Origin of the sequence: Streptosporangium sp. NPDC001681, from assembly GCF_040298085.1 — a bacterium.
Taxonomy (GTDB): Bacteria; Actinomycetota; Actinomycetes; order Streptosporangiales; family Streptosporangiaceae; genus Streptosporangium.
This window is the reverse complement of the sequence record NZ_JBEOZN010000114.1, coordinates 15422-32659: the sequence shown is the minus strand read 5'-3', so window position 1 is coordinate 32659 and position 17238 is coordinate 15422. Positions and strand designations below refer to the sequence as shown.

General features: G+C 71.5%; 17 protein-coding genes. 10 read left to right on the top strand and 7 right to left on the bottom strand.

The features are described from left to right. Both ABT130_RS36585 and ABT130_RS36580 read left to right on the top strand, forming a co-directional pair. Window positions 1-729, top strand: a 729-nt coding sequence (locus ABT130_RS36585) for a dipeptidase (RefSeq protein WP_350963452.1), incomplete at its 5' end; no start/stop codon positions are given. A gap of 65 nt (window positions 730-794) precedes the next feature. After that, on the top strand, window positions 795-1517 hold the full coding sequence (locus ABT130_RS36580) for a GntR family transcriptional regulator (RefSeq protein ID WP_350920386.1): 723 nt from the start codon (window positions 795-797) through the stop codon (window positions 1515-1517). A 47-nt stretch (window positions 1518-1564) separates the two neighbouring features. On the opposite strand, the gene ABT130_RS36575 is transcribed toward ABT130_RS36580, so the two are convergent. From ABT130_RS36575 to ABT130_RS36565, 3 genes are all read right to left on the bottom strand, one after another. Continuing rightward, window positions 1565-2380, bottom strand: coding sequence for an ABC transporter ATP-binding protein (locus ABT130_RS36575; protein WP_350963449.1), 816 nt, complete (start codon window positions 2378-2380; stop codon window positions 1565-1567). Between the two features lie 83 nt (window positions 2381-2463). Beyond that, window positions 2464-4047 carry a serine/threonine-protein kinase gene (locus ABT130_RS36570; protein WP_350963447.1) on the bottom strand — a complete coding sequence of 528 codons (1584 nt, stop codon included), beginning with the start codon at window positions 4045-4047 and terminating at the stop codon, window positions 2464-2466. A gap of 274 nt (window positions 4048-4321) precedes the next feature. After that, a complete protein-coding gene (locus tag ABT130_RS36565) occupies window positions 4322-5443 on the bottom strand; it encodes an alpha/beta hydrolase fold domain-containing protein (protein ID WP_350963445.1) in 1122 nt (373 codons plus the stop codon). 176 nt (window positions 5444-5619) lie between these two features. Here ABT130_RS36565 and ABT130_RS36560 point away from each other — a divergent pair, with 176 nt between their 5' ends. From ABT130_RS36560 to ABT130_RS36550, 3 genes are read left to right on the top strand one after another with little or no spacing between them, the layout of a single operon-like run. Further along, a complete protein-coding gene (locus ABT130_RS36560; protein ID WP_350963453.1) occupies window positions 5620-6510 on the top strand; it encodes an ABC transporter permease in 891 nt (296 codons plus the stop codon). Between the two features lie 33 nt (window positions 6511-6543). Continuing rightward, the gene (locus tag ABT130_RS36555) at window positions 6544-7332 is read left to right on the top strand and encodes an ABC transporter permease (protein ID WP_350920398.1); all 789 of its coding nucleotides are present in this window, start codon (window positions 6544-6546) and stop codon (window positions 7330-7332) included. Window positions 7333-7335: 3 nt separating this feature from the next. Continuing rightward, window positions 7336-8085, top strand: coding sequence for an ABC transporter ATP-binding protein (locus ABT130_RS36550; RefSeq protein ID WP_350963443.1), 750 nt, complete (start codon window positions 7336-7338; stop codon window positions 8083-8085). Between the two features lie 27 nt (window positions 8086-8112). On the opposite strand, the gene ABT130_RS36545 is transcribed toward ABT130_RS36550, so the two are convergent. Continuing rightward, entirely contained in the window at window positions 8113-8592 is a 480-nt protein-coding gene (locus tag ABT130_RS36545; RefSeq protein WP_350920404.1) for a hypothetical protein, read from the bottom strand. Window positions 8593-8696: 104 nt separating this feature from the next. Between ABT130_RS36545 and ABT130_RS36540 the strand changes: the two genes are divergently transcribed. Both ABT130_RS36540 and ABT130_RS36535 read left to right on the top strand, forming a co-directional pair. Next, window positions 8697-9251, top strand: a complete 555-nt coding sequence (locus tag ABT130_RS36540; RefSeq protein ID WP_350920407.1) for an MFS transporter — start codon at window positions 8697-8699, stop codon at window positions 9249-9251. Window positions 9252-9292: 41 nt separating this feature from the next. After that, window positions 9293-10036, top strand: a complete 744-nt coding sequence (locus ABT130_RS36535) for a YcnI family copper-binding membrane protein (protein ID WP_350963440.1) — start codon at window positions 9293-9295, stop codon at window positions 10034-10036. 197 nt (window positions 10037-10233) lie between these two features. Here the strand turns inward: ABT130_RS36535 and ABT130_RS36530 are convergent, their stop codons facing one another. From ABT130_RS36530 to ABT130_RS36520, 3 genes are read right to left on the bottom strand one after another with little or no spacing between them, the layout of a single operon-like run. Next, window positions 10234-11211: an ABC transporter permease gene (locus ABT130_RS36530; protein WP_350963437.1), complete on the bottom strand. Its 978-nt coding sequence runs from the start codon at window positions 11209-11211 to the stop codon at window positions 10234-10236. Continuing rightward, a complete protein-coding gene (locus ABT130_RS36525) occupies window positions 11198-12217 on the bottom strand; it encodes an ABC transporter ATP-binding protein (protein ID WP_350963434.1) in 1020 nt (339 codons plus the stop codon). The genes ABT130_RS36530 and ABT130_RS36525 overlap by 14 nt, the downstream gene beginning before the upstream one ends. Window positions 12218-12222: 5 nt before the next feature. Further along, a complete protein-coding gene (locus ABT130_RS36520; protein WP_350963432.1) occupies window positions 12223-13353 on the bottom strand; it encodes a LolA family protein in 1131 nt (376 codons plus the stop codon). 205 nt (window positions 13354-13558) lie between these two features. Here ABT130_RS36520 and ABT130_RS36515 point away from each other — a divergent pair, with 205 nt between their 5' ends. The 3 genes from ABT130_RS36515 (at window position 13559) to ABT130_RS36505 (ending at window position 17231) form a co-directional block, all read left to right on the top strand. After that, the gene (locus ABT130_RS36515) at window positions 13559-14233 is read left to right on the top strand and encodes a response regulator transcription factor (RefSeq protein ID WP_326640903.1); all 675 of its coding nucleotides are present in this window, start codon (window positions 13559-13561) and stop codon (window positions 14231-14233) included. A 1-nt stretch (window position 14234) separates the two neighbouring features. Then, window positions 14235-15671: a sensor histidine kinase gene (locus tag ABT130_RS36510; protein WP_350963430.1), complete on the top strand. Its 1437-nt coding sequence runs from the start codon at window positions 14235-14237 to the stop codon at window positions 15669-15671. Window positions 15672-15812: 141 nt separating this feature from the next. Next, window positions 15813-17231: a pyridoxal phosphate-dependent decarboxylase family protein gene (locus tag ABT130_RS36505; RefSeq protein WP_350963427.1), complete on the top strand. Its 1419-nt coding sequence runs from the start codon at window positions 15813-15815 to the stop codon at window positions 17229-17231. Window positions 17232-17238 lie beyond the last annotated feature (7 nt).

The following is a 17238-nucleotide window of genomic DNA, read 5'->3' as shown; positions in this document are numbered from 1 at the left end:
GCGCTGGTGGCCGGGCTGGAAGCGGCGACGATGATCGAGAACGAGCTCGATCGCCTGGACATCCTGTACGGCTTCGGCGTCCGCCAGATCGGTATCGCCTACTCGCAGGCCAACCAGCTCGGCTCAGGGCTGGCCGAGCGCGCCGACGCCGGGCTGACCAACTTCGGCCGCCGCGCGGTGGAGCGGATGAACAGGCTCGGCATGGCCATCGACATCTCACACTCAGGCGACCGCACGAGCCTGGAGGTCATCGAGCACTCGACCGTACCGGTCTTCATCACCCACGCCGGGGCCCGCGCCATCTGGCCGACCAACCGGATGAAGCCCGACGAGGTCATCAAGGCCTGCGCCGAACGCGGCGGCGTCATCGGCCTGGAGGCGGCCCCGCACACCACGCTGTCGGAAAAACACCGCGAACACTCCCTGGAGTCGGTGATGGACCACTTCACCTACTGCGTGGACCTGGTGGGCATCGACCACGTCACCTTCGGCCCCGACACGATGTTCGGCGACCATGTGGGTGTGCACAAGACCTACGCCGGCAACTACGCCCAGAACCGCGACGCCGCGCCCGACCACCCGAGCGTCGCCTACGTGGACGGCCTGGAGAACCCGGCGGAGAACTTCACCAACATCGTCGGCTGGCTCGTCAAGCACGGCTACAGCGACGACGACATCAGCAAGGTCATTGGCGGGAACACACTCCGCGTGCTCGATCATGTCTGGTAGGACTTCGCCCCCCGACGTCCTCGGACGCGGGGGGCACTCGGGCAGCGTGACGAAGGGAACCCACGATGGGCCGACGTGATACCGCGGCGCAGGCGGCGCTGCACGGCCTGCGAGCGTTGCTCCAGGAGAAGTTCCAGCCAGGAGACCGGCTGCCGACCGAGCAGGACCTCTCCGAGATGCTGGACGTGAGCCGTGGCACCGTCCGCGAGGCGCTGGGCGTCCTGGCCATCGAGGGCGCGGTGATCCGGCGCTGGGGAATCGGCACGTTCGTCGCCGGCACCCGCGACCTGGCGCCGCTGAGCATGTCGAAGATCCTCGCCTACCGTGACCGTATCCAGATGGCGGGGCACACGGCCGAGCTGGTCACATCGTCGTGCGACACCGTGCCGAGCCCGCCCGCGGCGGCCGAGGCGCTGGGCCTGCCGGCGCGGTCGCCCGTGTGGCAGGTGACACGGATCTTCAGCGTCGACGACGTGCGGGCCGCCTACATGCGGGACTACATGCCGCTGAAGATCGGCACGGACGAGATCGACCCGAGCCCGATGCTCGGCATCGACACCGACCTGTTCACCTTCCTCGACCGGGGCGCCCTGCGCCCGGCCGCCCAGGTGATCACCGACCTCGAAGCCGTGCTCGCCTCCGATCAGGGGGCCGAGGCGTTGCGCGTCCCCGTGGGCTACCCCCTGGCCCGGACGCTGCAGACCGTTTTCGGGCACGGCGATGTGCCGCTTGCCTACGGCGTCACCCTGCACCGCACCGACATCGTGCGAATCCGCATCACCCGCTGATCCGGCCGTTTCGGGAGGGAGCCGCCCCGCTTCGACGTGCGCGGCTCTCAGTCGCGTACCGCGCGGGCGTAGCAGCGGCCGTCGAGGTGGTCGACGCGCAGCGGCCGCCCGAAGCACTCCGAGAGGTTCTCCGCGGTCAGGATCTCCGCCACCGGACCACCCGCCTGGACCCGGGCGTCACGCATCAGCAGGGCGTGGGTCGTGGTGGCCGGGACCTCCTCCAGGTGATGGGTGACGGTGACCGTGGTCAGCACCGGACGGGTCGCCGCCAGGTCCTCCACCGCGGTGATCAGGTCCTCGCGGGCGGGCAGGTCGAGTCCGGCGAACGGCTCGTCCAGCAGCAGGATCACCGGGTCGGCCATCAGGGCCCTGGCGACACGGACACGAGCCCGCTCACCCTGGGAGCAGACGCGAAAGAGCCGGTCGGCGAGGTCCTTGCAGCCCATGTCCGCCAGCAGCTGGTGGGCGCGCTCGTGCTCGGCGGGTCCGTAGCGGTCCCAGAGCGGGACGCTGGACCCGGTGTAGCCGGTCAGGACCACGGTGTGCGCGGTGGCCCCCTCCTCCTCCAGCAGTTCCTCGTCGACGAGCCGCTGGCTGGCCGCGACGAGGCCGATGTGGCGGCGCAACTCCCGCAGGTCGACCCGGCCCAGCCGCTGGCCGAGCACGGTGACGGCCCCCTCGGTGGGATGCCGGACGGCGGCGGCCAGTGACAGCAGCGTGGTCTTGCCGGCCCCGTTGGGGCCCAGCACCACCCAGTGCTCTCCGTACCCGACCCGCCAGCCGATGCCGTCCAGCAGGGTCCGGCCGACCACCCGGACCCCGACGCCGCTCAGCTCCACCGCACCGGGCACAGGCTCGCCCATCGATCTCCCCCTCCGCCTCGATTCGCGGCGCTCACTTTAACCGATCCAGCGATATTTCCCGATAAATCACCTGAACGGGCTACTCAGCCCATCTGTACGGAAGGAGTGGGAACGGGGGTGATGGTCGTCCCCGAGGGGGCGGGAGCGGTGGGCGTCGGAGACGGGCTCTCCCCGTCACCGGTCTGCGGGATCTGGGTGAAGGAGGGCTTGGGATTACTCGAGGCCGTCGGGCAATCCCTGTTCCTCCCCCTGCCCTTCGCGGTCGCGTCCGCGCAGTCCTGCCGGTCGTCACCGTCGTCGGGCGAGCCGCCCGAGCCGCGCGGACGCTCCGGCGCCGGCTCCTCGCGGCCGTCACGGCCGTCGTGCCCGTCGTAGCCGGTGACGGGCAGCGAGACGGTCCTGGTGGTGGTGATCTGGACCGTGGAGGGAGTGGCCGGAAGGACCGTCCGCGGCTTGCCCGCGGGCGGCCGGGTGCCGCCGCGAAAGACCGAGCCGGAGGGCGTACCGTCGGCGGGCAGGACCAGCGGCGCCGGCTCGGGCATGCCCGAGCCGGCGCCGGAACCGATCCCGCCGCCACCGGCCGCGGCGGCCACGGTGACCGCCGCCATGGAGACCGTGGCCAGCGCCGCGAAGCCGGCCTGCGACAGGTGCGCTCCCCTGCTCGGCCTGGCCCTGCGCGAAGCCCTGGCGGGGATCTCTACCGGGACCGAGGGCTCGTCGTGGAACGAGGGCGGCGTCGCGAGCCGCACCCTCCCGGCTCCCGGCGCGTGGGGCACCGGCGTCCAGATCTCCGCCAGCACCGCCGCGACCGCCTCGCGCAGGTCCCACGGGTCGCCCACACCACCCGCGGCGAGCAGCGCGCCGAGCAGGTCCGCGGCCCCTGGCCGGTCGGCGGGGTCCTTGGCCAGGGAGGCCTCGACGGCCGGGCGCAGCAGCGCGGGCACCGAGGCCACCCTCGGCGGCTCGACCATGATGCGCCGAGTCAGCACGTCCGCCTCACCCGCGCCGAAGGGATGGTGGCCGCCGGCCGCGTAGGCCACCAGGCAGCCCCAGGCGAAGATGTCGGAGGCGGGCAGCGCGAGCCCGCCGGTGAGCCGCTCCGGGGCCACCCAGCCGGGACTGCCCATGACCTGCCCTGCCTGCGTGTGCGCGGCGAGGACGTCGATGTCCCTGGCGATGCCGAAGTCGATCACCCGCGGACCGGTGTCCGACAGCAGCACGTTGCCCGGTTTCAGATCTCGGTGGACCAGCCCGGCCTCGTGCACCGCGACCAGCGCGGCGGCCACCCCCAGAGCGACGCCGTAGGCCAGGTCGGGGGTGAGCGGGCCGTGCGTGGAGACCACCTGGGAGAGCGCGGGACCCGGAACGTACTCCGACACCAGGTAGGGGCGGTCCTTGTCGGTGCCGTCCTCGATCACTGCGGCGGTGCAGAAAGGCACCACTCTCCGGGAGAATCTCACTTCCTCGGCGAAACGGGCGCGGAGCGTGGCATCGTTGAGGTGCATCGGGTGCGGGGTCTTGATCGCCACCACCCCACCCTGCGGGTGCTGGGCCAGATAGACGATGCCCATGCCGCCCGTTCCGAGGCGGCCGAGCAGAAGGTAACGGCCGATGATGACCGGGTCCCCGACGGTCAGCGGCCGCACACCGGTCGGCATGCCGCTCATGGGACCTGTTCCCCCACGTGCCATCCTCGTTGAGCCTCTCGTGCGCGGGCTACGGCAAGCACACTGTGACGGGATTCGAGCGCCCTTCGCTGCCGACAGGCCAGAAGGGATATGAGAGGTAAGACGAATGATCCCTGGGGGTAAGAAATCCGTGGTGCGCGGGATGCCTTTGAGCCTGGACGGGAACGGCGTGACCAGCGGGAAAGGCCCGCGCGGCTGAACACCGCCGGACATCGAAAACCCGGACCGCGGCGGGTCCGCCGCCCCCGCGCGCTCAGGCCGCCGCGGAACCGGGCTGCGCGGGCGGGGTTCCGAGAGCGGAGGCGTCCCCGGTGGGAAGGCCGGACGCGGAAAGATCCGAGGCCAGAAGATCCTGCGCGGCGAGGCCCTGGTCGGGGGCGTCCTGGGCGAGCAGGTCCCGCGCGGAGACCTCGCCGGCGGGCGGAAGGTCCTGCGCGGCGGCGAGGAAGCGGGCGATGTGCGAGTAGACCTTGCGGGCCTCGGGGACGACGTCGGCGAGAATGGCGAAAACGTGCGGCATACGGGGCCACTCCTCGTACGTGACCGGCACCCCGGCCGCGCGGGCCCGCTCGGCCACCCGGCGGCCCTCGTCGCGCAGGACCTCGGTGGAGCCGGTGACGACCATCAGCGGCGGCAGACCGGTGTAGTCACCGAGGACCGGGGAGAGCAGGGGGTCATGGGGGTCGAGACCGGCCGTCCAGCGGCGGGCGAGCCAGTCGACGCGGCCGGCCGGGATCAGCGGGTCGAGCGTCCGGTTGACCGTGCGGGGCGCACCGGTGAGATCCGTCCACGGCGACAGGCACACGGCGGCGGCCGGCAGCGGCATGCCCTGGTCGCGAAGCGCCAGGAGCGTGGCCAGGGTGAGGTGGCCGCCGGCCGAGTCCCCGCCGAAGACGATGTCGGCGGGGTCGTAGTCCTGCTCCAGCAGGCACCGGTAGGCGGCGATCGCGTCCGCGAGTGCCTCGGCCGGCCTGTGCACCGGGCCCTGACGGTAGTCGACCGCCAGCACCGGCCGCCGGGCCGCGGCCGACAGGCGCCAGGTGATCGGCCGGTGGGTGACCGGGGAGCAGGCGAAGTAGCCCCCGCCGTGGAAGTAGAGCAGGACCTTGCGCTCGTCGAGCTCCTCGCCCGCGCGGACCCACTCTCCCGGACACGGTCCGGCCTCGTCGGGTGTCACACGTACATGGACGGGCAGGCGGAGCGGAACCCTGCCCGCCAGAGCCACGATGCGCGAGGCCGCGACGAAACCGATGTCGGTTCTCAGCAGCAGCTGGGAGGCGGGTTTGAAGGTGCCGCGCATGATCGCGTTGAGGGTCGCGGCCTGCCAGCTGAAGGGGTAGGCCGGACTGACGTCCATATCTATCTCATGACGCATGGGGGACCTCCACAAAAGGACATTCCCCTCATAACATACTTTTATCGGCGATTCTACATATCGAGCAGATTGCAACTATGTATCGCATCGGTATACAACACGCTGGAGGCATGACCGAACCCAGGTGAAATCCCGGCGGAAGCCCGACATCAGACCGGCCACCACACGCCGCCCGGATCCCACGACCGGCTCGCACCCGCTCATCGCCAAAAATCCATTGCCCCGCCCCAGACCACCCAGGAGGATGGGAGGGCCGCTCTGACGCCCACCGGGAGGCAGCCTTCCTGCTCTACGCGCGTATCGCCGGATACGGCTTCCGCCGCCACTCCACCTACCGCGCCGCCGCCGTCGCCGGAGCCTTCACCAACACCGTCTTCGGCATCCTCCGCGCCTACGTCCTGATCGCCCTCTGGCAGGCCCGCCCCGGCCTCGCCGGGTACGACCTCGCCGACGCCGTCACCTTCTGCTTCCTCAGCCAGGCGTTCATCGGCCCCATGCAGGTCTTCGGCGGCGGCCTGGAACTCTCCGAACGCGTGCGCAGCGGAGACGTGGCCCTGGACCTGGTCCGCCCCGCCTCCCTGCAGATGTGGAGCCTCGCCGACGACCTCGGCAGGGCCGCGTACCTCCTCCTGCTACGCAGCCTGCCGCCGACGGCGGTCGGCGCCGCGCTGTTCGGCCTCGTCGCGCCGGCCGACCCGGTGACCTGCCTCTCCTTCACAGCCGGCCTCATCCTGGGAGTGGTCGTCAGCTTCGCCCTGCGCTACCTGGTGGCACTGTCCGCCTGCTGGGTGGTCGACGACCGGGGCGTGCAGTCGCTGTCACTGGTGACAACGCTCTTCTTCAGCGGCATGGTCCTGCCACTGAACCTCTTCCCCGGCTGGCTCGGCACCCTGGCCGAGGCGCTCCCGTGGTCGGCCATGGTGCAGGTACCCGCCGACCTCTACCTCGGCAAGCGAGACGTCCTGGAAGCCCTGGGGTTCCAGCTCGCCTGGGCGGTGGCACTACTGGCCCTGGGAGCCCTGGCCACGCGCGCCGCCCGCAGGAAGGTCGTGATCCAGGGTGGTTGACGGCGCGCGGAGGACCACCGGGACGAGCGGCCGATGGTGAGGACCTACCTCCTGCTGGCCTGGACCTGGCTGAGAGCCTCGGCACAGTACCCGGGGCCGCTGATCATGATGGTGCTGGGCTCGTTCGCGGTCAACGCGCTGGACGTGGCGGCGATCTTGGTGATCTTCGAGCACACCGGGTCGCTGGGCGGCTTCGGCCTGGCCGAGGTGATGTTCCTGTACGGCACCTCCGGCCTGTCCTTCGCCCTGGCCGACATGCTCTTCGGCAACGTCGACCGGCTCAGCCAGCACATCAGGAGCGGCAGCTTCGACACCATGCTGATCCGCCCGGCGAGCGCCTTCACCCAGATGGCCGTCGACCGCTTCAGCGTGCACCGCTTCGGCAGGACGGCACAGGCCGCCGTCGTGCTCGCCGTCGCCCTGCCCCAGCTCGGCCTCGCCTGGAGCAGGATCTGGATGATCCCGCTGATGATCCTGTGCGGGGTCGTCATCTTCGCCTCGGTCTTCACCCTCGGCGGCGCCATGCAGTTCCTGCTGACCAACGCCCCCGAGGTGGCCAACGCCTTCACCTACGGCGGCAGCACCCTCACCCAGTACCCGCTGAGCGTCTACGGCTCCGAACTCGTCAAGGGCGTCACCTTCGTCGTGCCGCTGGCGTTCGTGAACTGGCAGCCCGCGCTGTTCGTGCTCGACCGCGAGGACCCCTTCGGCCTGCCGTACTGGCTCCGTTTCGCCTCGCCCCCAGCGGCCGTCGCCCTGGCCGCCGTCGCCGCCCTGGCCTGGCGGGCGGGCATCCGCCGCTACCGCTCGACGGGAAGTTGACACATGATCGAACTCGACCGGGTCGGCCGCTCGTTCACCGTGGGCCGCCGCAGGGCCAAAAAGACCGTGCACGCCGTACGGGATCTGTCGTTCAGCGTGGAAGCAGGGGAGTTCGTCGGCTACCTCGGCCCCAACGGCGCGGGCAAGTCCACGACCATCAAGATGCTCACCGGCATCCTGGCGCCGACCTCCGGCAGCATCCGGGTGGCCGGGCTCGATCCGACGCGCCGCCGCACCGCGCTGGCACGCAGGATCGGGGTGGTGTTCGGCCAGCGGACGACCCTGTGGTGGGACCTGCCGCTGCGGGACAGCTTTGAACTGATCCGACACCTCTACAAAGTGGATCAAAAAGATTTCCGGCGACGGCTGACCGAGCTGACCGAACTCCTCGGCCTCGCCGGCTTCATGGGCACTCCGGTCCGCCAGCTCAGCCTCGGCCAGCGCATGCGCGGCGACATCACCGCCGCGCTCCTGCACGACCCCGCCGTGCTGGTGCTCGACGAGCCCACGATCGGCCTGGACGTGGTCAGCAAGGCCGCCATGCGCGACTTCCTGCTCCGCCTCAACGCCGAGCGCGGCACCACCGTCCTGCTCACCACCCACGACCTGGGCGACATAGAGAAGCTCTGCCGCCGCGTCATGCTGATCGACCGCGGCAGCCTGGCCTTCGACGGCGCCCTCGACGACCTGCGCGCCACCGCCCCAGGGGAGGCCTCCATGGAGGATGTGGTCGCCCGCCTCTACTCGGCCTGATCCCCGGGAAGGCCGGTGGCCGGAAGCTCAGCGATAGTCCTGCTCGCCGGACTCCTCGTACTCCTCCTCGTCCCGGAACCGCGGCGCCCAGCGGGAGGGCATCAGCACCGGCAGGAACAGCAGGACGCCGAGGAGGGCGTAGACACCGGTGGTCAGCAGCAGGCCCATGCCGCGACCGGCCTGCAGGAGCAACGGGTGGAAGGTGGGGTCGTCGGGAACCAGCCCCATGGCGCGGCGAACGTCCAGGGCGTAGACCACGGTCCAGGCCAGCAGCACCATCGACGGGACGAAGGTGGCCAGCGGGGAGACCCGGCCGGCGACCACCAGGCCGACCAGGAGGCCGATCGCGGCCATCACCCCGAGGGCGATCCAGACCTTCGAGCCGCTCTCCGCGGGAACGGGAAGGGGCGCCAGGCTCGCCCCCGCCTCCTGCACCGCCCAACCGGCGCCGAAGAGCAGCACCGCCGCCATAACCAACCCGACAAGCACCCCAAAAACGTGCCGCATCCCTACCACCTTGGATTGAAGGATCTGTCAGGATCGCGGCCACCATAGCGACAAAAATCTTAAAACGGCAGACATCTCAGAGGCGTGAGAGCATATGGGGCACCATGCGCGCCCGTCTCCCATTACGCCTCACGCGCGCGGCCGCCTTCTCGGCCGTCTGCGTGACGCTCGCCGTCCTCGGCCACGTGGTCGCGGGCGGTTCCGGGCCGGAGCCGTGGGCGGTGGCGAGCGGCGCAGCCGCGGTCATGGCGGTGAGCGTGCTGCTCGCCGGGCGCGAGCGGTCCACCGTGGCGATCAGCACCGTGCTGTCCGTCCTGCAACTGTCCTTGCACGAGTTGTTCCTCCTCGGTGACGCCACCGGGATTCCAGTGGCCCCGCACCCGCACGTCAGGGGGCTGGGCGAGAGTCTCGGCATGCTCGTCGCGCACCTCACCGCGACACTGGTCACCGGATGGTGGCTGGCCCGCGGCGAGACCGCCCTGTGGGCGCTGCTCCGCTCGGCCCGGCACCGCCTCGGCGCGATGTTCCGGCTGCTGCGGCTCCCGGCCGCGGCCGCGGCTCCGCCGCGTCCCGCCCGCACCCCGGTCACGCCCGTCTTCGCGCGCGCCGTTCTCCGTCACTCCGTCAGCCGGCGTGGTCCTCCACTCCCCGCCGCCTGACCCACCCCCGAAATCCTGAAATCCCGAAGTGGAGAACCCCCATGCCGCTTTCCCATGCCCGCCGTCTGGCCACCGTCACCGCCGGTGTCACCGCCCTCACCCTCGGTCTCGCCCTGCCCGTCCTCGCGCACGTCACCATCAATCCCAACAGCGCCCAGCAGGGCGGCTTCACCAAGGTCGCCTTCCGGGTCCCGAACGAGCGTGACGACGCCTCCACGAACAAGCTGGAGGTGACCTTCCCCGTCGACCACCCGCTGGCGTTCGTCTCGGTCAAGCCGGTACCCGGCTGGAAGGTCAAGGTGGTCGAGGGCAAGCTGCCCAAGCCGGTCACCACCGAGTACGGCGAGCTCACCGAGGCGGTCACGAAGGTCATCTGGTCGGGCGGAAAGATCGAACCCGGCCAGTTCCAGGAGTTCGAGGTGTCCATGGGCAAGCTGCCCACCGACACCGACCAGCTCATCTTCCCCACCACCCAGACCTACACCGGCGGCGAGGTCGTCAAGTGGGCGGATGAGCCCAAGGCCGACGGTTCCGAGGCCGAGCGTCCGGCCCCGGTGCTGAAGCTCACCCCCGCCTCCGCCGAGGGTGACGGTCACGGCGCCGCCGCCTCCGCGACGCCGTCGGCCGTGGCCGTACCGGCCGCGCCCTCGGTGGCCCCCGCCGCCTCCGCGTCCGAGGGCTCGGACGGAACCGCCCGCCTGCTCGGCGGGGCCGGCCTGGTGCTCGGGCTCGTCGGGACCGTGGTCGGCGCCCTCGGCCTGCGCCGCGGCGGCCGCGCCTCCTGATCCAGTGCGAGACGGCCCCGGAGAGCAGCTTTCCGGGGCCGTCTCGTGTGCTCCGGCGGAACGGGCGAGTCAACGATCTTGCCGGCGAGTGGAGTAAGCCACCGTACTCCACTCGCACCCGAGCGACCTGCGCCACCGCGAGCTCGCCCTGGTCTGGCACGAGAGCCTGCGGCGGGCGGGCGTGGCCGCGCCTGAGCTCAGGCGGTGATGTCCTTGCCGGTGAAGCGCGCCCAGGCGATGGAGCAGAAGACCGCGGCGTAGGCGGCGAAGACCAGCAGGCCCTGCCCCATGTCGCCGGTGGCCACCGGGTCCCGCAGAACGCCGTCGAAGCCGCTCCACCACTCGGTGAGCAGGTACGGCTGGAGCGCGGACAGCTGCGGAACGGCCCGCAGGACCTGGGCCGCGATGACGATGACCACTGTCGAGGCGATGGCTCCGACGGACACCTCGGTCAGAGTCGACAGGGCCAGTGCGATGGCGGCCAGGGCCGCCATGCCGGCGGTGACGTACAGCACGACGACGCCGATCCGCAGCACCCCGTCGAGAAAGGGGATCGTCCCTCCCGACAGCAGCGTGATCGGGCCCGCCGGGAACAGCACCAGACCGGCCAGGAGCGCGGACAGCGCCACCGCGGTGACGGCGGCCAGGCAGAAGAGGACCACGGTGGCGTACTTGACCGCCAGCAGGCGGGTCCGGCCCGCCGGGGCCGCGAGCAGGTAGCGCAACGTGCCGATGCCCGCCTCCCCCGCGATCGAGTCCCCCGCGACGATCGCGACGGAGACCGGCAGCATCAGCTGCACCAGCAGCGAGAGCGCGGCGAAGGTGAGGAACAACCCGTTCCCGGTGATCTGCTCGAAGATCGCCGGAGCACCGGTCCCGTCCCCGCCGGTCCCGGCGAACATCCGCAGCGCGATGCCGATCAGCACCGGGATCACGGTGAGCACCCCGAGCATGGCGAGGTTTCTGGGCCGCCGGAACGTCAGGCCGACCTCCGAGCCGAGCAGCCGCAGCCACGCCCTGGGGGCGCTCACCGCCCGCGGCGGGGGAATCGGGCGCCCACCGGCGACCTGACCCGCCGTCATGACCGGGTCCCTCCCCTGGGCCGGATCCTGGTCAGGGATGGCGCGTGTGACGTTCTCGGTGGACACGGCTTCCTTTCCGCTAACCGTCGACATCGAATCCCTCCCCGGTCAGGCCCACGAACACGTCCTCAAGAGTGGGTCGCTGGACGGCCAGGCCGCGGACGGCGACGCCACCGGTGACCAGCGCGGCGCATACCCGCTCCGGCAGGCCGGCTCCCAGCGCCGCGCTGACGTCGCCGTCACCGAGACGGATCTCCGGCAGGCCGAGCCCGGCGAGCACCGCCGCCGCCTCCTCCACGTCGGGGGTCTCCACCCGGATCCTGACCGTCTCCGATGCCCGCAGGTCGGCGATGGGTCCCTGCGCGACCAGCCGTCCGGCCCGCATGACCGCGACGTGGGAGCACATCTGCTCCACCTCCGCCAGCAGGTGGGAGGAGACGAAGACGGTGGTCCCCTCGGCGGCGATCTCCTTGACCAGGCCGCGCACCTCACGGGTGCCCTGCGGGTCCAGCCCGTTGGTCGGCTCGTCGAGGATCAGCAACTCCCTGGGGCCGAGCAGGGCGGCGGCGATGGCCAGCCGCTGGCGCATGCCGAGCGAGTAGGCCCGGTAGCGCTTGCCCGCCGCGGCGGCCAGGCCCACCCGTTCCAGCGCGAGTCCGATCCTGGCCGAGACGGTGCGCGGGTCGGCCGACGGGTCGGCGGCGTCATAGCGGCGCAGGTTCGCCTCGCCCGACAGGTAGGGGTAGAAGGCCGGCCCTTCGACCAGCGCTCCCACCCTCGACAGCACGCCGCCCACCCCGCCGGGCATCGGCGTGCCGAGCAGCCGCCACTCGCCCGCCGTCGGCGCCACCAGGCCGAGCAGCATGCGGATGGTGGTGGTCTTGCCCGAGCCGTTGGGGCCCAGGAAGCCGAACACCGACCCGCTGGGCACGGCGAGGTCGAGGGCGTCCACGGCCACCTGCCCGCTCCCGAACCGCTTGGTCAGCCCGCTGGTGACGATGGAGAGCTCCGCGCCGGGCGCCTCTCTCCGGGCACCGCCCCCCGGATCCCCGACACGGGATCCGGGGACGTCCACCGCGAGCCCGGCGTCTGTCGGCATCCGGCTCATTTCCGACCGGCCGCCTCGGACAGTTTCTCCGGGGTGACGGCGCCGACCAGCAGGCGGCCGTCGTCGGTCAGCAGCGCGGAGACCAGCTTGGTCTGGATGACCTTGCCGCTGCCCCAGGTCCCGCTGATCGGCTTGGCCGACTTCAGCAGGGCGTCGCCGATCGCGCCGACGCCCGCTCCCGCGGATTCCTCGCCCTGGCCCGATCCCTGGCCGGTGAGTTCCTGCTCGGAGACGGGGATCACCGCGACCGTGGTCCAGCCGTCGCCGACGGTGCTGATCTCGCCCCTGAGCTTCTCCGCGTCCTCGAGGTTCTCGTCCTGCTTCGGCCGCTGCTCCTTGAGGATCTCGGCGATCGACGTCTCCTCGACCTTGGCACCCGCGGGCGGGGTGAAGGTGAAGTTCTCCGCGGCGGGCGGGGAGAAGGTGACCGAGGTGAAACCGACCTCGAAGGCGGGCTCGGCCGCGCTCCTGGCGTAGACCTGGACCCGCAGCGGGACCAGGGTCTCCCCGTCCAGCGCCAGCTTGACCTCCTTGACCAGGGACGAGGTGTCCTTGGGCGCGAACGCGAGCTGGTAGGCCGCGCGGTCGGCGACCTTCTCGGTGTTGCTCACACTGACCACCGTGTCGGCACCGACCCGCTGCAGCAACTGCTGGGCGAGCTGCTGCGGCGTGGTCGCCGTGGGCAGCGCCTCGTGGGCGCGGGCCGCTTCCTCGCCCTGTTCCCCGCTCCCGGCCTTGACCCGGGTGGCCTTGTTCTCGTCGCTCTGCCACAGCCAGATCTGGTCGCCGTTGGTGATCAGGTCGGTCTCGCTCATCCGGCCGGGAAGGGCGAAGCGGACCTTGTCCGCCCCTCCGTACCAGACCCTGAGCTCGTGCGAGCCCGAGAGCAGGGCGACGGGCGAGGATCCGCCCATGCCCGGCACCTCCGGCAGTCCCGGCAACCCGAGTGAGGCGGTCTGCATGACGGTGCCCGACATGGGTTTCAACCCGGCGCGGCCGGCCTGGGCCGCGCTCGCGAGCAGTTGCTCGGCGGTACGCTCGGGCAGGACGGGATCCCCCTGGACGGCGGCGATGACCGGCCCGGCTCCGATGGCTCCGGCGATCACCGCGATCGTGGCGGCCGGCACGGCCCACCTCACCGCGCGTCCACGTCTCGCTCGTTCTGACATCTCATTCCTCCACGCTATGCCGTCAGTGCCTGTGAACAGCAGCCTGCGGGACGGCTCCTGTGCCGAGGCTGAGACAGACTGAGAGGGCTCACAGGATTCTCAGCCACCTCTCAGGCCGGGTGGTCGAGGATGGGAACGTCCAAGGTGAGAGAAGAGGTGGATCATGCGGGTTCTCGTCGTGGAGGACGAGCGGCGGATGGCCGCGGCCCTGCGGCGGGGGTTGCAGGCCGAGGGGTTCGTGGTCGACCTCGCGCACGACGGGGAGGACGGCCTCCACCAGGCCAGGCACGGCGAGTACGACGTGATGGTGCTGGACATCATGTTGCCCAGGATCTCCGGCTACAACGTCTGCAAGCAGCTGCGGGCGGAGGAGAACTGGGTGCCGATCCTGATGCTGTCGGCCAAGGACGGCGAGTACGACATGGCCGACGGGCTCGACCTCGGTGCCGACGACTACCTGACCAAGCCGTTCTCGTACGTGGTGCTGGTGGCCAGGCTGAGGGCGCTGCTGCGGCGCGGCGCGCACCGGCGCCCGTCCGTGCTGAGGGCCGGAGACCTGGCACTGGATCCGGCGCGGCGGCGCGTCACCAGGGGCGAGACGCCGGTGGAGCTGACGCCCAGGGAGTTCGCGCTGCTGGAGTTCCTGATCCGCCACCACGACGAGGTGGTCTCCAAGACGGAGATCCTGGAGCACGTCTGGGACACCTTCGACACCGACCCCAACGTGGTCGAGGTCTACGTCGGCTATCTGCGGCGCAAGATCGACGTGCCGTTCTCCAGGAACGCGCTGCAGACGGTGCGGGGAGCGGGATACCGGCTGGCCGGCGATGGTGGCTGAGATGGCGGCTGCTCCCGCGCCCCGGCCCCGCCAGGCTCCTCCGGCCGACCCGCCCCCGGCGACCGGCGCGACAGCGGGGGGAAGGCGTCGCGCGGTCGGCCTGTGGCGGCGCCGGAGCCTGCGCTTCCGGCTGACCGCGGTCGCCTCGGCCGTGCTGGCGGTGGCACTCGCGGTCTCGGCGTACGTGATGATCGGCGTGCTCCGCAACGCGCTGCTGAGCACCATCGACGACTCGATCTACCAGCGGGCCAGGGAGACGGTCTCGCTGGCCGACGCCGAGCGGCTGCCCAACGAGGTGACCTCCCCGGACGGCACGCTCCTGCAGGTGATCGACGGCGCGGGGCGGATCACCCACACCACCGCCGGCACCGACCGGCTGGTGCCGCTGCTGAACGCCGCCGACCGGGCCGAGGCGATCTGCGCGGCCGAGGCGCGTTTCCTGGACGGGAAGCCGTACGGCATCCCGCACGTGCTGCGAGTCCGGGTGCTCAGTGCCGACGGGGGAAGGACGGTGATCGCGGCGCGCCCCTTCAGCGAGGTGCAGACCAGCATCTCCACGGCCGGGCACGTGCTGCTCGTCGGCACGCCGCTGCTGCTGATCCTGCTCGCCGGGGTCAGCTGGGTGATCATCGGCGGGACCCTGCGGCCGATCACGGCACTGCGCCGGGGCGCGGAGGAGATCACCGACACCGCTCGCTCCCATCGCCTGCCGGTGCCCGAGGCACGCGACGAGGTGCACAGCCTGGCCACGACGCTGAACGCGATGCTGGCCCGGCTGGAGAAGGCGGACATCCGGCAGCGTGCCCTGGTCTCGGACGCGGCGCACGAGCTGCGCAGCCCGCTGGCGAGCATCCGGCTCCAGCTGGAGGTGGCGCTCGGCCATCCCGGAGGGCAGGACTGGCAGGAGACGGCCGAGGGCGTGCTGGAGGACACCATGCGCCTGTCCCGGCTGGCCGAGGACCTGCTCGCGCTGGCCCGCCTGGACGAGCGCGGCGGCACACCGGCGCGCAGGGAGCCGGTGGAACTGGACCAGCTGGTCCAGCAGACCGCCGAGCGGTACGGCCAGGCCGTCACTGTGAAGATCGACGACGGCCCGATGGTGACGACGGGGGACGCGCTGGATCTGGGACGGGTGCTGGTCAACCTGGTCGACAACGCGCTGCGGCACACCCGCACCGTTGTGCTGGTCGAGTTGCGGGACGAGGGAGCCGACGCCGTGCTGACCGTCACCGACGACGGGCCCGGCATTCCCGAGCCCGACCGGGAGCGGGTGTTCGACCGGTTCACCCGGCTGGACAGCGCGCGCAGCCGCGACGAGGGCGGGGCCGGTCTTGGCCTGGCGATCGTGCGCGAGACGGTGCACGCCCACGGCGGCGCGGTCCACCTGGAGGACGCCTCACCCGGTCTCCGGGCGGTCGTGCGGCTTCCCCTGTCCTGAGCGGGGCCTGTCAACCGTCTCCTTGCCACCGGATTCCCCGGCGCCACGATCCGTATGATCCTGGGGTACTCCCCTGCGGCCTCTGCGGGCCGCGTCCCTTCCGGCACGCGAGCCGTGCGAGCCGTCCCCCCGAGGAGACCGATGAGCCTGCCTGACAAGGGCCGCAGCACCGAGGAACTGCTCGCCGAGATCACCCGCCTCAAACGGGACGACCTGCCGGTGCGCGGCGGCAAGGTGACCGCGTACGTCTACGACACCGGGCGCCCCGAGGTGCACGAGGCCGCCGCCAGGGCCTACTTCGAGATGCTTGAGGTCAACACCCTCGACCCGACGGCGTTCCCCAGCGTCGTGGAGATGGAGAAGCAGGTCGTCGGCGCGGTCGCCGAGCTGCTCGGCGGAGGGTGGGGCATCTTCACCAGCGGCGGCACCGAGTCGATCATGCTGGCGGTGAAGGCGGCCCGGGACTCCGGGAAGACCGAGGGCCGCCCCCGGATGGCGGTCCCGGTGACCGCGCACCCGGCCTTCCACAAGGCCGCGCACTACCTGGGGGTCGTGGTGGACCCGGTGCCGGTGGACCCGGTGACCTTCCGGGCCTCCCCCGCGGCCGTCGAGGCCGCGATCAGCGAGGACACCGTCCTGGTGGTCGCCTCGGCTCCGTCCTACCCCCAGGGCGTGATCGATCCGATCTCCGAGATAGCCGCGATCGCCGCCGCGCGCGGCGTGCCGTGTCACGTGGACGCCTGCGTGGGCGGGTGGCTGCTGCCGTGGCTGCGCGAGGCCGGGGCGAGTGTTCCGCCCTTCGACCTGTCGGTTCCCGGGGTCACGTCTCTCTCGTGCGACCTGCACAAGTTCGGCTACTCCCCCAAGGGCGCGTCGGTCGTGCTGTTCGCCGACCCGGCACTGCGGCGCCGGGCGTACTTCGCCTCGGCGTCGTGGCCCGGCTACACGGTGATCAACGCCACGGTGCAGAGCTCGAAGTCCGCCGGCCCGCTGGGCGGCGCGTGGGCCACCTTCCAGGCCCTGGGCAGGGAGGGCTACCTGGAACTCGGCCGCACCACCCTGGCGGCGGCCCGCATGCTCCGCGAGGGCATCGCGAAGATCCCGGGGCTGCGGGTGCTCGGCGACCCCGAGTCCGCGCTGGTCGCCTTCGGCTCGGACGAGGTGGACGTGTTCGTACTGTCCGACGAGGCCAGGAAGCGGGGGTGGTTCCTGCAGCCGCAGCTGTCGTACGCGGGTATCCCGGCCAACATCCACATCACGGTGACCGGGGTGACCCTGCGGGGTGTCGAGGCGATGCTGGAGGTGATCGCGGAGGCGGCGGAGGCGGCCCGCGGGCGCGGCCCCGCGCGGTTGCCCGAGGGGCTGGTGGAACTGATCGCGGAACTGGACCTGGACACGCTGGACGACGAGACCTTCGGCGAGCTGGCGGCCTCGGTCGGGGTGGATCTGGGCGGTTCCGGCCAGCCGGAGATGGCCGTGGTCAACGCCGTCCTGGACGCCCTTCCCGCCGACCGCCGGGAGGCGATCCTGATCCGCTTCCTGTCGGTCATCTACTCCTGACGCGCCG

What these genes read in the sequence shown, in the direction of transcription:
- ABT130_RS36580 (WP_350920386.1), top strand. Translation starts at nt 795, where the DNA reads ATGGGCCGACGTGATACCGCGGCGCAGGCGGCGCTGCACGGCCTGCGA.
- ABT130_RS36575 (WP_350963449.1), bottom strand. Translation starts at nt 2,380, where the DNA reads ATGGGCGAGCCTGTGCCCGGTGCGGTGGAGCTGAGCGGCGTCGGGGTC.
- ABT130_RS36570 (WP_350963447.1), bottom strand. Translation starts at nt 4,047, where the DNA reads ATGAGCGGCATGCCGACCGGTGTGCGGCCGCTGACCGTCGGGGACCCG.
- ABT130_RS36565 (WP_350963445.1), bottom strand. Translation starts at nt 5,443, where the DNA reads ATGCGTCATGAGATAGATATGGACGTCAGTCCGGCCTACCCCTTCAGC.
- ABT130_RS36555 (WP_350920398.1), top strand. Translation starts at nt 6,544, where the DNA reads ATGGTGAGGACCTACCTCCTGCTGGCCTGGACCTGGCTGAGAGCCTCG.
- ABT130_RS36550 (WP_350963443.1), top strand. Translation starts at nt 7,336, where the DNA reads ATGATCGAACTCGACCGGGTCGGCCGCTCGTTCACCGTGGGCCGCCGC.
- ABT130_RS36545 (WP_350920404.1), bottom strand. Translation starts at nt 8,592, where the DNA reads ATGCGGCACGTTTTTGGGGTGCTTGTCGGGTTGGTTATGGCGGCGGTG.
- ABT130_RS36540 (WP_350920407.1), top strand. Translation starts at nt 8,697, where the DNA reads ATGCGCGCCCGTCTCCCATTACGCCTCACGCGCGCGGCCGCCTTCTCG.
- ABT130_RS36535 (WP_350963440.1), top strand. Translation starts at nt 9,293, where the DNA reads ATGCCGCTTTCCCATGCCCGCCGTCTGGCCACCGTCACCGCCGGTGTC.
- ABT130_RS36530 (WP_350963437.1), bottom strand. Translation starts at nt 11,211, where the DNA reads ATGTCGACGGTTAGCGGAAAGGAAGCCGTGTCCACCGAGAACGTCACA.
- ABT130_RS36525 (WP_350963434.1), bottom strand. Translation starts at nt 12,217, where the DNA reads ATGCCGACAGACGCCGGGCTCGCGGTGGACGTCCCCGGATCCCGTGTC.
- ABT130_RS36515 (WP_326640903.1), top strand. Translation starts at nt 13,559, where the DNA reads ATGCGGGTTCTCGTCGTGGAGGACGAGCGGCGGATGGCCGCGGCCCTG.
- ABT130_RS36510 (WP_350963430.1), top strand. Translation starts at nt 14,235, where the DNA reads ATGGCGGCTGCTCCCGCGCCCCGGCCCCGCCAGGCTCCTCCGGCCGAC.
- ABT130_RS36505 (WP_350963427.1), top strand. Translation starts at nt 15,813, where the DNA reads ATGAGCCTGCCTGACAAGGGCCGCAGCACCGAGGAACTGCTCGCCGAG.